Genomic DNA, 13,798 nt, shown 5'->3' with positions numbered 1-13,798 from the left:
CCATCGCCCTGTTCCGGAACGGCGTGAAGGTCCAGGACGCCACCATCACCGCTGCGAATGACTGGAAGTACACCTTTGAGGATCTGCCCAAGTACAGCGACAACCAGAAGACCCCCTATGTCTACACCGTGTACGAGATGAACGGCGACCAGAAGGTGGAGAACAACGGCACCATCGGCGATTACACCGTTATTTACGACGGCGCGTACCAGAATGAAATCACCAACAAGCTCACCGACATCACCACCGGCAAGACCAGCGCCACCGTGACCAAGACCTGGATTGCCCCCTGGGTGGATCTGCCCAGCGAGATCACCTTCAAGCTGTACCGGACCACCGGTACCACCCTGGAGTCCGCTTCCGCCGAGTTCGTGCAGGACGTGGTGCTGACCAAGCCCGCCACTGAGAGCCTGGAGTGGACCGCCACTGTCAACGATCTGCCCACCCGCAACAGCCAGGGCTACCGCTACACCTACTTCTTCGAGGAGCAGGCGGTGAGCGGCTTCGATCTGACAGACACCAACACCGCCAAGACTGAGTTCACCAACCGCATCCAGCAGGTGAGCGACGTGAAGGTCTCCGTGGAGAAGCTGTGGGTCGGCGCCATCGCCAACAGCATCCCCGACAGCCTGTTCGTCCAGCTCTATCGCGACGGCGTGTCTATGGGCGACGCCTACAACGTGGAGCTGAAGCCCGACGCCGACGGCAAGTGGACCCACACCTTCGAGAACCTGGATCGCTACGACCTGACCACCGGCAAGTACTACAGCTACACCGTCCAGGAGGGCTACTTCACCCAGGACGACGCCGGCGTCAAGACCTGGAACCCCGTGGCGGAGAGCGAGACCATCACCTTCAACAAGGACACCGGCGACTACACCTTCCAGGTGTCCTACAACACCACCGGCTATGAGACCAATGAGGTCCAGACCACCATCACCAACACCTACGACAGCTGCAAGCTCTACCAGTACCGTGTGGATCGGGTGTACAACTACTACTCCGACGGCGACCTGGTTCCCGGCGCCAGCAGCATGGTAACCGGCGACGTGATTGACGGCACCAAGGATCAGATCATCACCGTCACCGAGGGCGATACCGACACCTACAAGAAGACCGACGGCAAGGAAGAGTTCACCTATGTGAGCGGCGATCCCGCCGTGGACGACGGCACTGGCAAGCTGGTGCCCACCGTTACCCTGACCAAGTCGGGCGAGACCTATGTGATCACGCTGCTCTATGAGTTCCGCTACAGAACGCCCAGCCCCGACTACTACAAGGTTACCGTCAACTACTACGACGAGGACGGCAACAAGATCGCCGAGAGCTTTGTCAGCGAGCGCATCCGTGAGGGCCGCAGTTGGGACTTCAGCGACAAGGAGCGGGAGACCATCACCGTGGACGGCGTGACCTACACCTTCAACTACGCCGACGGTGATCCCATCACCGGCACCAACATCCGCCGTAACCAGGTGGTTGACCTGTACTATGCCGTGGAAGAGGAAGAGATCCCCGATCCTCCCGTTCCCGGCGGCGGCGATCCCGATCCCGATCCCGACCCCGACCCCGACCCCGATCCCGACCCCGGCGAGCCTGACGAGCCCGATGTGGAGATCCCCGATCCCGAAGTGCCCACCGGCAATCTGCCCCAGACCGGCACCACCGCAGACGACGTGACCGCCAATGCCGCGAGTCTGCTGGGCCTGTCCGCCGCCCTTGCGGCCGCTGGCCTGACCCTGGTGCTGCACAGCAATCGTAAAAAAGAGCAGGAGGAAAACTGAGCATTCCCCTATAGGCAGGAGAGGGAGCAAATGAAGAAAGAGTCATCCCATCGCACCAATGTTATGGTGCAGATCCTGGATACCCAGCATGCCACCTGGCAAGGTACGGTTACCTGGATCGACACAGGCCGGAAAGAGTCGTTTCGCAGCGCGCTGGAACTGCTCCGCCTGATTGACAGCGCACAGCTTGCACAGCAGACGGCAGCTTCGTCCCCGGCGGACGGGTGACTCCCACCCTCTCCGCTGGAGGACGGGGCACGGGGAACTTGCCCCCTCTGAAAGAAGGCGGTCCCCCGGCCGAACGTAAAAGCGGATTAACAACAACAAAACGGCGCCCCTGCATGGGTAAGCCATGCAGGGGACGCCGGAACCTACCGAAAGACCTGACGAGGCCTGCCGGTGAACGCAGAAACTGTTACGGAGTGTGAGGAAGCGGGCTCATGCGCAGGGGTTCCGCTCCCCGCCCTCCCTACCTGAAACGCAGAACGCCCCCCGCGTGAGACGTCTCACGCGGGGGTACTTTTGTTTCTCGGAATTGTTACAGCACCTTGGACAAAAACTCAATGGTGCGGGGTTCCTTGGGATTGGCAAAGAAGGCGTGGGGATCGTTCTGCTCCAGGATCCTGCCGCCGTCCATGAACAGCACCCGGCTGCCCACTTCCCGGGCAAAGCCCATCTCGTGGGTGACCACCACCATGGTCATGCCCTCGTCAGCCAGCTGCTTCATGACTTCCAGCACCTCCCCTACCATTTCGGGGTCCAGGGCGGAGGTGGGCTCGTCAAAGAGCATGACCTTGGGTTTCATGGCCAGGGCCCGCACAATGGCAATGCGCTGCTTCTGGCCGCCGGAGAGCTGGGCGGGATAGGAGTCGGCCTTCTCCTCCAGGCCCACCCGTTTCAGCAGGGCGGTGGCGGTGTCGTCGGCCTCGGCCTGACTCATCAGCTTGGTGCGGACGGGAGCCAGGGTGATGTTCTTCCGAATAGTCATGTTGGGAAAGAGGTTGAAGTGCTGGAACACCATGCCCATCTGGCGGCGGATCAGGTCGATGTTGGTCTTGGGATCGGTAATGGGGGTGCCTTCAAAGGTGATGGTACCTTTGGTGGGGGTCTCCAACAGGTTGAGGCAGCGCAGGAAGGTGGATTTGCCCGAGCCGGAGGGCCCGATGATGACCACCTTTTCTCCTTCCTGGATGGTCTCGCTGATGTCGTCCAGCACCAGATGATCCCCAAAGGACTTGCTCAGATGTTCAACGCTTATCACTTTGGCGCAGCCTCCTTTCAAAGATGCCCAGCAGCCAGGTGAGGACCATGACTACCACCAGGTAAACCAGCGCGATGCCGAAGAAGGGCATCAGAGCCTGATAGGTGCGGGCCTGGATCTGTATGGCCACCTTGGTCAGGTCCACCAGTCCGATAACGGTAACGATGGAGGTCTCCTTAAACAGGGTAATCAGCTCGTTGCCCAGGGCGGGCAAAATATTTTTGATGGCCTGGGGAATGACGATCTCCTTCATGACGGGCACATAGCTCAGGCCCAGGGACCGGCCGGCCTCCATCTGGCCGGGGTCTACCGACATAATGCCGCCCCGGATGATCTCGGCCACATAGGCGCCCGAGTTAATGCCGAAGGTGAGCATGGCTACCCCCAGGGTATTGCGGGTGCCGGCAAAGATGACGAAGTACATGATGAGCAGCTGCACCATCATGGGGGTGCCCCGGATGACGGTGGTGTAGATCTTGCAGATCACGTTGAAAAAGCCCAAGACAGGGTTCCGCCGCCCCACGCGCTGCTGATCGTGGGAGGTGCGCACCACAGCCACCAGAATGCCCAGGATCACGCCCAGAATGAGCGCGGCGATGGTGATCTGGAAGGTGGTACCCAGGCCCTTGAGATACAAGAGCCAGCGGTCGCCCTCCACAAAACTCTGATAGAAATCGTGGAGCATCTGGATGTGGAAGGGGATGGCCTCCTGCGCCGTCCGCAGGGCGGTAAAGGTGGCTTCAATGGATTCCCAAAAGCCCATTTTTCACACTCCTCAACAAGAGGGGCGGCAAAAGCCGCCCCTCTAAAATGTTCTGAGATAGCCGTTAGTCGGCAGTGATATATTTGTCAACAATGGTCTGAACGGTGCCGTCTTCGATCAGCTCGACGAGGGCGGCGTCAATGGCCTCCCGCAGGGCGGGGTTGTCCTTGGACACGCCGATGGCGTAATCTTCCACCGCATACTCGGTGTCCAGGATGGTCAGGCCGGGGTTGGCCTCCACATAGGCCTTGGCGGGCTCGTTGTCGATGACCACGCAGTCCACGCTGCCGGCTACCAGAGCCTGCACGGCGGCGGCGCCGCTGGTAAAGGCCTGGACGTGATCAGCGCCGAAGTCGTCGGTGCAGTACTGCCAGCCGGTGGTGCCCTCCTGGGTGCCGATGAGCTGATCGCCCAGATTGTCAATGGTGACCTCGGAGCCTTCCTTCACGATGATGACCTGGATGCCGGTGGCGTAGCTGGAGGTAAAGTCCACGTTCTTCAGACGCTCCTCATTGACGGTCAGGCCGGCCATCGCCATGTCGCACTTGCCCTGCTGCACGGAAGTGACCACGGTGGAGAAGTCCATGTCGTTGATCACCAGCTCCAGGCCCAGCTTGTCGGCAATGGCCTGGGCCACTTCCACGTCGATGCCCTCAAAGCCGCCGTCGTCGGTGGTCATCTCATAGGGAGGGAAGGCGGCGTTGGTAGCCATGTGGAGCTTGCCGGCCTCCACGGTGGTGAACTCGCCGGTGGCGGGAGTCTCGGTGCTGCCGGCGGGAGTCTCGCTGTTCTCAACAGCGGAGGTCTCGGTGTTGTTGGCGGGGGTCTCGGCGCTGCCGCCGTTGCCGCCGCCGCAGGCGGCCAGCAGAGACAGAGACATGACTGCGGTCAGGCCCATCAGGGCCAGCTTTTTAAAGTTCTTCATGACAGATTCTCTCCTATTCATCCTATTTCACGCGATCCTCAATGCGTTCCTTACTTGAAGTGTCTCTTATTATACACGATATTCAAAAAAATGCAATATTTATTCAACCGTCAAAGCGTACAAAAAACGGTTGGGTTTTCAGTGATTCTCTCTCTGCCCGGCAAACAGGCCCGGAACGGTCACATAATAGTGTTATGTGAGGAAAAAGGCCTGTTTTCAGCCACTGAAGGACTTTACTTCTTTTGAAATAATGTGGTATAATGGCGGCGAGATTTTCAGATGTGGTTTTTAAAACCAGAAAGGAGGCGGCCTTTTGGAAGAGATCCGTGCCTTAAAGGAGCGGCTGGAGGGCGAACGGCCGGTGGACTGGGAAGGGTTCCCTGATATTGGCCTCTACATGGATCAGCTGATCAACTATATGCCCCGCCAGCTCATCCACTATGGCGAGGGGGAGGCCCTTACCTCCGCCATGGTGAATAATTATATTAAGGATGGGGCCATGCCCCGGGCGGAGGGCAAGCGGTACTCCCGCACCCACCTGGCCTATCTGACCGCTCTGTGTGCCCTGAAGCAGGTACTGTCGGTGAAGGACGCCGGGCTGCTGCTGGCTGCGGCCTCCCAGGACCGGGAACCCAGGGAGCTGTATGAGCAGTTCTGCATGGAGCTGGACCGGGCCCTGGACGTGACCGCCGGGTCCCTGGACCCCACTGCCGGGGAGGAGGACCTGCCCGGCCTGGCCCTGGCTCTGGCGCTGCGCAGCTACGCCGACAAGCTGGCCTGCCAGCGCATCCTGGAACTGCTGCGGGCCAAGCGGCCCCAGCCGGAGAAGAAAAAGAAAGACTAAACTTAACATTAGATCATAACGGGAGGTTATCAGCACCGTGGGTGAGTATGTCATTTTAACGGATTCCTCCGCCGATCTGTCGGCGGAACTGGTGGCGGAGTTGGGGGTAGAGGTCCTGCCCCTGTCCTTTACGATGGAGGACAAGACCTATTATAACTGGCCGGACAACCGGGACATCGACCCGGGGGATTTCTATGCCAGACTGCGGGGCGGGGCCATGGCCACCACCTCGGCGGTCAATGTGGCCGACTATACCGAGACCATCGAGCCTATGCTGAAGGCGGGCAAGGATGTTCTGGTATTGGCCTTCTCCTCCGGATTGTCCGCCACCTGCCATTCCGCCCAGATTGCGGCGGAGGAGCTGATGGAGCAGTATCCCGCCCGGAAGGTGTATGTGGTGGATACCCTGTGCGCCTCTCTGGGCCAGGGGCTGCTGGTGTGGTATGCCGCCCAGCAGAAGAAACAGGGTAAGAGCATTAAAGAGGTCCGGGACTGGACCGAGGCCCACAAGCTCAACCTGTGCCACTGGTTCACTGTGGATGACCTGCACTTCCTCAAGCGGGGTGGCCGTATTTCCGCCGCCACCGCCGTGCTGGGTACCATGCTGTCCATTAAGCCGGTGATGCATGTGGACAACGAGGGTCACCTGATCAAGGTAGGCACTGCCCGGGGCCGCAACGCCTCTCTGAAAGCCCTGGTGGATCACATGGCCGAGACCGCCCAGAACCCGGGAGAGCAGGTGGTGTTCATCAGCCACGGCGACTGCCTGGCTGATGCCCAGAAGGTGGCCGACGACGTGAAGGCCCGCTTTGGGGTAAAGACTGTGGTCATCAACTATGTGGGCCCCGTCATCGGCGCCCACTCCGGCCCTGGCACCGTGGCACTGTTCTTCCTGGGGAGCGTCCGGTGATGGAGGATATCAAGTGGTTGGAGGTGGTGGTGGACACCACCGAGGCGGAGCTGGACGGCCTGTGCGCCCGGCTTACCGCCAACGGCGTTACCGGCTTCGCCATTGAGGACGAGGAGGACTTCAAGACCTTCCTGGAGCAGAACCGCCAGTACTGGGACTATGTGGACGAGGACCTGCTGGAGCGCATGAAGGGCGTGTGCCGGGTCAAGTTCTACGTCACCGATGACGACGACGGAAAAGCCCAGCTGGAGCGCTGGATGGAGGGCATCCACCAGCCCTATACCACCGCCTCCCTGGGGGACAACGACTGGGCCCACTGCTGGCAAAAGTATTATAAACCGATGGCGGTGGGGGAAAAGCTGTGGATTGTTCCCGAATGGGAGCGGGATCAGACCCCGCCGGAGGGCCGTACGCCGGTGTATCTCAATCCCGGCCTCACCTTCGGTACCGGCAACCACGCCTCCACCCAACTGTGTCTCATGGGCCTGGAGGAGTACACCGTACCCGGCCAGCCGGTACTGGATCTGGGCTGTGGCAGCGGCATCCTGTCCATCGCGGCCATGGCTCTGGGGGCCAGCTGCGCTGTGGCGGTAGACATCGACCCCAAGGCGGTGGATGTGGCCTATGAAAACGCCGCCCTCAACGGTATCGGCAAGGACCGGTATACGGTCCGGGCGGGAGACGTACTCACCGACCAGGCCCTGGTGCGGGAACTGGGCGGGGGTTGCTATCCCCTGGTGCTGGCCAACATCGTGGCCGACGTGATTATGCCCCTGTCCGCCAAAGCGGGAGAATGGATGACCGACGACGGCGTGTTTCTCTGCTCCGGCATCATTGACACCCGGGCGGACGAGGTGGCGGCCGCCTTGGAACGCAACGGGCTGCGGGTCATCCGCCGCCGGGAACAGAACGGCTGGGTATCCCTGGCCGCCAAACGGGCGTAAAGAAAAGAAAGAAGGACGTACCGCTGAGGCGGTACGTCCTTTTTATGCGGAAAGACAGGCGGACTTTGGTGGGTCGCTATTCGTTTTCTGTTTCTTTCAGGTTTTCCAGCGCCACCCGGGTAGCCTCAATCACAAACTGGGAAAAATTACAGTCCGTCCCCTGGATGGCCTGCTCCACTTCTTCCAAAATGCGGTTGGGAAAGCGGATGGTTTTTGAGGTCGTGCCGGGTATGGCGGGCAGTTTAAATTTTGTCATAGCATCACCACGTCTTACAGTTTGTCCTTTACAACGTAATACAATTTGTGCTATAAATATGTAAGACAAAACGTAAGACAACCGAGGGCGGAGTTGTCCGCCATGGAAGGCCTGAAGTGAAAGGATTGCAATTTTTTGTGGAGTATGGTACACTTTTTCGGTAGGATTTGAGGTCGCGCCCCGGGGAAAGAGGGCGTTGGGTACGAAAGGGAGTTTCGATGCCTGTGGGGACCTTGAATCAGGCAAAACGAAACGAAAGGGAGTATCGTACGCATGGAGATCAACGGCGAGCAGGTCAACGAGACCGTCAATTACGCTGATCTGGGCCTGTCCCCGGAAGTGATGAAAGCCATCGACAAAAAGGGCTATGTCCAGGCCACTCCGGTTCAGGCCGGGGCCATCCCCTACTTCATGGAGTGGAAGGACGTGATCGCCAAGGCCCCCACCGGCACCGGCAAGACCTTTGCCTTCGGCATTCCCATGGTGGAACACATCGACCCGGCGCGGGAGGAGGTCCAGGCTCTGGTACTGGCCCCCACCCGGGAGCTGGCGGTGCAGATCCAGGAGGAACTGCGGGACCTGTGTGAGTTTAAGGAGGGGGTGCGCACCGTTTGCCTCTACGGCGGCGCCCCCATTGACAAGCAGATCAACACCCTGAAGAAGAAGCCCCAGATCGTGGTGGCCACCCCCGGCCGGCTCATGGACCACATGAAGCGGCGCACTGTTCGCCTGGACAAGGTGGAGACGGTGGTGCTGGATGAGGCCGACCGGATGCTGGACATGGGCTTTGTGCGGGATGTGACCCGCATTTTGGACCAGTTGAAACAGCGGAAGAACATGGGCATGTTTTCCGCCACCATCAGCCGGGAGGTCATGGATATTTCCTGGGTGTACCAGCGTGACCCCATTGAGATCACCGTCCGGCCGGTGGAGGAGTCCAAGCCCGACATCACCCAGTACCGCATCGACCTGGACGGCCGGGAGCAGAAACTGGACACCATCGTGGCCCTCATTACCCACGGGGAGTACGAGCGGGCCATCGCCTTCTGCAATACCAAGAATATGACCGACCGGCTGGCGGGATTGCTGAAAATGCGGGGCATCTCCTGCGAGGCCATCCACGGGGATATCCAGCAGCGGGTGCGGGAAAAGACCCTGGAGAAGTTCAAACAGGGTCAGATCAAGGTGCTGGTGGCCACCGACGTGGCCGCCCGGGGCCTGGACATTGACGACGTGGATGCGGTATTCAATTATGATGTGCCCGATGAGATGGAGAACTATACCCACCGCATTGGCCGCACCGGAAGAGCCCGCCGCCACGGGGTAGCCTATACATTTGTAGCTACCGTTACCGAGGGCATTCGTATGGACGATATCGTCCGCAACACCAAGGCGGAGGTCCAGCGGCTGAAATACGATCAGGACGGCTGCCTGATGTTGGTGGAAGGCTAGGTGTACGCGCCTGTCACGGACGGCCGCAGGCCGTCCGTTGCTGTGTTTCGGGGACGTTCGCCCAATTTCTCTTGCCATTTACAGATTGCCGTGCTATCATGTCGGCATACTAGGAAATGGTTAGGAGAGAAACTCCCATGATAGAGTTTAAAACGCCCGCCCCGTCGGATAAATCCTGGGTGGACGGTTTGCTGGCCCGGGGCAACTACCGGGGCTGCGATTATAATTTTACCAATATTTTTGTGTGGAAAAAGGCCTATGGCGTGGAGATTGCCCAGGGGAACGGATTCCTGCTTACCCACCTGTGCGGTCGGATGGGATGCAGTTATATGTATCCTGCCGGGGCGGGCGATATTGCCGGAGCCATCCGTGCCCTGGAGGAGGATGCCGCCCGCCGGGGGCAGCCCCTGCGCCTGGTGTGTCTGACCCGGGGCCAGATGGCCGAGCTGGAGGAGTTCTTCCCCGGCCGCTTTGAGTACCTGGCCGACCGGGACGGTTTTGACTATCTCTATGAGATCGACCGGCTGGCCGACCTGGGGGGCAAGAAGCTCCACGCCAAACGCAACCATATCAATCGCTTTATGGAGAATAACCCCACCTGGGTTTATGAAGAGATCACCCCTGAGAGTTTGGGCGAGTGCCTGGAGATGGACCGGGAGTGGTACCGCCGCTCCCTGTCCCGGGAGGGGGAGGCGGAAGAGCGGGATCTGGGGGATGAGGGCATCGCCCTGCGCACCGCGATGGAACATTACCAGCAGCTGGGCCTGGAAGGCGGCCTGATCCGGGTATACGGCGAGGTTGTGGCCTTTACCATGGGGGACAAGCTGTCCGCCGACACCTACGACGTCCATTTTGAGAAGGCTTACGGCGAACTTCAGGGGGCTTACGCCATGATCAACCGGGAGTTTGCCAGATGGGTGCGCCAGCACCACCCGGAGGTAAAGTACCTCAACCGGGAGGACGACATGGGCGTGGAAGGCCTTAGAAAAGCAAAATTATCCTATTATCCAGACCTGCTGGTGGAGAAGTACGCCGCCATTATGAGGCCTGTCCGATAGAGGAAGGAGTATTCCTATGGTAGAGATCCGCCAATCCCGGTCTGACGAGATCCAGGAGCAGAAGGCCCTGTGGCAGACCGCCTTTGGGGACGATCCCCGCTATATCGACTGGTTTTATGAATGCTGCTGGCGGCCGGAGAATATGCTTTTACTGCTGGAAAACGGAAAACTGGCCTCTATGCTGGCCTTGCTGCCCCAGACCCTCCGCCTGCCCAACGGGGAAACGGCATCCGCCTATTATATCTACGCGCTGGCCACCGCCCCGGAGGCACGCAACAAGGGCTACGGCCAGCAGCTGCTGGGCTATGTGGATCTGTTTTTAAAGGAGCGGGGGGCGGACTGCGCCACGGTAGTGCCCGCAGAAGCCAGCCTGTTCAAGTTCTTCGGCATAGTGGATTTCCTGCCCGCATTTTACACCCGGAAGGTGGAATTGCTGCGGAGCATGACCACCGCCCTCCATCCCCAGGATCGGATCAAAGCCATTACCCCGGCGGAGTACAATGCCATTCGGGAACGGGTGCTGGCCGATATTCCGTCGGTGTCTTACAGTGAAACCCAGATCCGCTATCAGGAGGGCATAGGCAAAATGACCGGCGGCGGCCTGTACCAGATCACGGCGGGCGACTTCCAGGGCTGTGCGGCGGCGGAATACCTGGATGCGGATAGCGTCCTCTTTAAGGAGCTGCTGCTGCCGCCGGAGTATATGCCCCGGGGCCTGGCCGCCCTGGCGGCCAGAATGCCGGGACAGCGGTGCTTTGCCCGTACCCCCGCCCAGTGGGACGGGATGCGGGGCAGCTACCTCCAACCCTTCGGCATGATCAAGTGGTATGATCCCGATAAGCGGGCCCTGTGGGGCGCGGATACCCAGGGCTATATGGGCCTGGGATTTGATTGACAGCCCGGAAAAAGAAATGAGGAAAAAGCGGACGGACGCGATAGGTTGCGTTCCGTCCGCTTTGCTTTTCTGGGACGTGGATTTTGCAACCGGATGGTGGCCCCAGGTTCAAAGCTGCCATTTTGCAGGAATGCCATGCAAATGAATATAGAGGGCTGTTTTATGAATAAATATTAAGTAATTTTATCGCATTAGCGAGAAAAAGTAATGAAAAGCAGATGATACAAGGGGAAAAAGCAATCGAGGGCGAAGAAAGGAATGGACAATTATGCAGAAAAATGTCTTTCTGTGGCGGACGGCTGCAAGATTTGACGGCCATTCCATCAAATTCAGGCGTCAGAACTCTTGACGGAAGGTGCTAATTACGATAAAATAAACAGACGTTTATTGTGGGGCGATTTACAGAAACGAACAGAGAATGGTATAGGAAGTGAAGAAATGGCAAAATACATTTTGAAAAGAGTGCTGATGGCAGTGATTACCCTGTTCATTGTCATCTGCCTTACTTTTTTCCTCATGAACGCCGTTCCGGGCAGCCCGTGGCTGTCTGAGAAGACCCCGACTCAGGCCACCATTGACGCCCTGAATGCGAAGTATGGCCTGGACAAGCCGGTCATCGTTCAGCTGGGACTGTATCTGGAGGATATCCTCCACGGCGACTTCCGCACCTCCCTAAAGATGCAGAAGGACCGCCCGGTGCTGGACATTATTACCAGCATGTTCCCCATTTCGGCCAGAATCGGCATTATTGCCATCCTGTGGGCCATATTGGTGGGCGTCCCATTGGGCTGTCTAGCCGCATATAAGCGAGGTACCTGGGTAGACAGCCTATTACGAGTCATATGTACGATAGGTATCTCCATGCCAGGATTTGTGGTGGCGACTATCCTGCTGCACCTGCTGACGGGCGGTATCGAGGGATTCAAGTTGTTCCCAACCACATTTGACGGGTCCTGGCAGAGTTATGTGCTGCCCTGCGCGGCGCTGGGCTTCTACCCCATGTGCTATCTGTCCCGGCAGACCCGTACCGCCATGCTGGACTCCATTAACCAGGAGTATATCAAGACGGCTCGTGCCAAGGGCCTGAAGAACAAGAAGATCATCTTCAAGCATGCCCTGCGCAATGCGCTGATCCCCGTCATCACTTATCTGGGTCCCCAGATTGCCTTTACCCTGTGCGGCGGCTTCGTGGTGGAGAAGGTATTTTCCATCCCCGGTCTGGGCCGTTATTTCGTAATGTCCATTCAGGCCCGCGACTATCCCATTATTATGGGTACGACCATTTTCCTGGCGGCCTTTATCATTATTATGAACCTGGTGGTGGACCTGTTGTACAAGCTGGTAGACCCGCGGATCAATCTGAGCAAGGGAGGGAACTGAGTTGGCAGAGAAAAAGAGAAAAAGAGTCCTCGGCTCCCTTCAGCCTGATATTGAGGATATTCTGGACTGGAACAAACTGCCTGAAAACGCCTTTGAGTCGGCCAGCGCCGAGGAAAAGGAGAGCTTTATTCAGGACCGCAAGAGCGTGTCCTATTGGAAGGATGCCTGGCGCCGCCTGCGCCGCAATAAGGTGGCCATGGTGGCCATGGTTATCGTGATCCTGCTGGCCCTGTTTGCGTTTGTCGGGCCTGCCATCGTGCCCTACGGCTATGACGAGCAGATCCCCGGCGCCGCCAATCTGCATCCCTGGCATTACTCCCTGGAGGATCAGGCCTCTCTTGATCCGGAAGCCGCCATTGAGCAGGCCCGGGCCGAGGCTGAGGCCGAGGGCCGGGAGCTTACCCGTGTTGAGGAGGCCCAGATCCGGGCCAAGATCAAGGCCGGCGGCACGGAAAACATTACGCCCCGGCTGTTTGGCTATACCAATGACGAACTCCAGCGCATGGCCGACGGCGAGTTTGTGTTCCCCCATGTGTTCGGCTGCGATATGCACGGGCGCGATATCATGGTGCGTACCATGATCGGCACCCGGGTGTCCATGATCGTGGGCATCTGCTGCGCCATCATCGTGCTGGTCATCGGCGCGCTGTACGGCTCCATCTCCGGCTATTGCGGCGGCAAGGTGGACGCTGTCATGCAGCGTATTGTTGAGATTATCTATACCATTCCCGAAGTGCTGATCATTCTGCTGCTGGGCGCCACCCTCAAACCCATTTTGGAGGAATTCCAAAACTCGGGCGACGGGCCGCTTCAGAACTTTGTCACCATTCTGGGGCCCAACCTGATCGCCATCTTTATCGCCTTCGGCCTTTTGTACTGGGTGACCATGTCCCGCATTATCCGCGGCCAGATCCTCCAGCTGAAGGAGCAGGAGTATGTCACCGCCGCCCGGGCCCTGGGCGCCAAGGGCGGGCGCATCATCAAGCGCCACCTGCTGCCCAACTGCGTGGGCCAGATCGTCACCACCACCTTCCTGCAGATTCCCTCGGCCATTTTTACCGAGTCTTTCCTGTCCTTCCTGGGCATGGGCGTTTCCGCCCCCATGACCAGCCTGGGCTCCATGTGTTCCGACGGCCTGAGCGGCCTGCAGAGCTATCCCTATCGCCTGTTTATTCCCGCCATTATCCTGAGTATCCTGATCCTGTGCCTGAACCTGTTTGGCGACGGCCTGCGGGACGCCCTTGACCCCCGTCTGAAGAAGTAAGAAAGGAGGAGACACCATGGAAGAAAAACAGAAAACCGGCAAGCTGCTGGAAGTGAAGGATCTCC

General features: G+C 58.9%; 14 protein-coding genes. 10 read left to right on the top strand and 4 right to left on the bottom strand.

From position 1 onward, the window contains the following. A partial coding sequence (locus Q0K43_RS07250) for a Cna B-type domain-containing protein (protein ID WP_297289888.1) occupies nt 1-1,781 on the top strand: 1,781 nt, incomplete at its 5' end. 30 nt (nt 1,782-1,811) lie between these two features. Next, a complete protein-coding gene (locus Q0K43_RS07245; protein WP_297289887.1) occupies nt 1,812-2,009 on the top strand; it encodes a hypothetical protein in 198 nt (65 codons plus the stop codon). Between the two features lie 310 nt (nt 2,010-2,319). On the opposite strand, the gene Q0K43_RS07240 is transcribed toward Q0K43_RS07245, so the two are convergent. The 3 genes from Q0K43_RS07240 to Q0K43_RS07230 form a co-directional block, all read right to left on the bottom strand. Continuing rightward, entirely contained in the window at nt 2,320-3,042 is a 723-nt protein-coding gene (locus tag Q0K43_RS07240; RefSeq protein WP_297289886.1) for an amino acid ABC transporter ATP-binding protein, read from the bottom strand. Further along, the gene (locus Q0K43_RS07235) at nt 3,029-3,727 is read right to left on the bottom strand and encodes an amino acid ABC transporter permease (protein ID WP_297289889.1); all 699 of its coding nucleotides are present in this window, start codon (nt 3,725-3,727) and stop codon (nt 3,029-3,031) included. The genes Q0K43_RS07240 and Q0K43_RS07235 overlap by 14 nt, the downstream gene beginning before the upstream one ends. Nucleotides 3,728-3,869: 142 nt before the next feature. After that, the gene (locus Q0K43_RS07230) at nt 3,870-4,730 is read right to left on the bottom strand and encodes an ABC transporter substrate-binding protein (protein WP_297289885.1); all 861 of its coding nucleotides are present in this window, start codon (nt 4,728-4,730) and stop codon (nt 3,870-3,872) included. A 313-nt stretch (nt 4,731-5,043) separates the two neighbouring features. On the opposite strand from Q0K43_RS07230, the gene Q0K43_RS07225 reads away from it, so the two are divergent. Genes Q0K43_RS07225 through prmA form a run of 3 tightly spaced genes read left to right on the top strand, consistent with a single transcriptional unit; the run spans nt 5,044 to nt 7,428 of the window. Continuing rightward, entirely contained in the window at nt 5,044-5,574 is a 531-nt protein-coding gene (locus Q0K43_RS07225) for a DUF1836 domain-containing protein (RefSeq protein WP_297289884.1), read from the top strand. Between the two features lie 37 nt (nt 5,575-5,611). Then, entirely contained in the window at nt 5,612-6,484 is an 873-nt protein-coding gene (locus Q0K43_RS07220) for a DegV family protein (protein WP_297289883.1), read from the top strand. Next, a complete protein-coding gene (gene prmA / locus Q0K43_RS07215) occupies nt 6,484-7,428 on the top strand; it encodes a 50S ribosomal protein L11 methyltransferase (RefSeq protein ID WP_297289882.1) in 945 nt (314 codons plus the stop codon). Before Q0K43_RS07220 ends, prmA begins: the two co-directional genes overlap by 1 nt. A 76-nt stretch (nt 7,429-7,504) precedes the next feature. Here the strand turns inward: prmA and Q0K43_RS07210 are convergent, their stop codons facing one another. Continuing rightward, a complete protein-coding gene (locus Q0K43_RS07210; RefSeq protein WP_297289881.1) occupies nt 7,505-7,684 on the bottom strand; it encodes a YlcI/YnfO family protein in 180 nt (59 codons plus the stop codon). A gap of 273 nt (nt 7,685-7,957) precedes the next feature. Here Q0K43_RS07210 and Q0K43_RS07205 point away from each other — a divergent pair, with 273 nt between their 5' ends. The 5 genes from Q0K43_RS07205 to Q0K43_RS07185 all read left to right on the top strand — a co-directional run bounded on the left by Q0K43_RS07205 (nt 7,958) and on the right by Q0K43_RS07185 (nt 13,733). After that, complete coding sequence (locus Q0K43_RS07205) at nt 7,958-9,136, top strand: DEAD/DEAH box helicase (protein ID WP_297289880.1); 1,179 nt, start codon at nt 7,958-7,960, stop codon at nt 9,134-9,136. Between the two features lie 137 nt (nt 9,137-9,273). Further along, on the top strand, nt 9,274-10,194 hold the full coding sequence (locus Q0K43_RS07200; protein ID WP_297289879.1) for a DUF2156 domain-containing protein: 921 nt from the start codon (nt 9,274-9,276) through the stop codon (nt 10,192-10,194). Between the two features lie 16 nt (nt 10,195-10,210). After that, on the top strand, nt 10,211-11,089 hold the full coding sequence (locus tag Q0K43_RS07195) for a GNAT family N-acetyltransferase (RefSeq protein WP_297289878.1): 879 nt from the start codon (nt 10,211-10,213) through the stop codon (nt 11,087-11,089). 438 nt (nt 11,090-11,527) lie between these two features. Continuing rightward, nucleotides 11,528-12,469, top strand: coding sequence for an ABC transporter permease (locus Q0K43_RS07190; RefSeq protein ID WP_297289877.1), 942 nt, complete (start codon nt 11,528-11,530; stop codon nt 12,467-12,469). Between the two features lies 1 nt (nt 12,470). Beyond that, nucleotides 12,471-13,733 carry an ABC transporter permease gene (locus Q0K43_RS07185; protein ID WP_297289876.1) on the top strand — a complete coding sequence of 421 codons (1,263 nt, stop codon included), beginning with the start codon at nt 12,471-12,473 and terminating at the stop codon, nt 13,731-13,733. Nucleotides 13,734-13,798: the final 65 nt, after the last annotated feature.

This window comes from uncultured Flavonifractor sp., from assembly GCF_944383115.1.
GTDB lineage: Bacteria > Bacillota > Clostridia > Oscillospirales > Oscillospiraceae > Flavonifractor.
The sequence above is the reverse complement of the archived record's forward strand: the minus strand, read 5'-3'. Positions and strand labels throughout refer to the sequence as shown.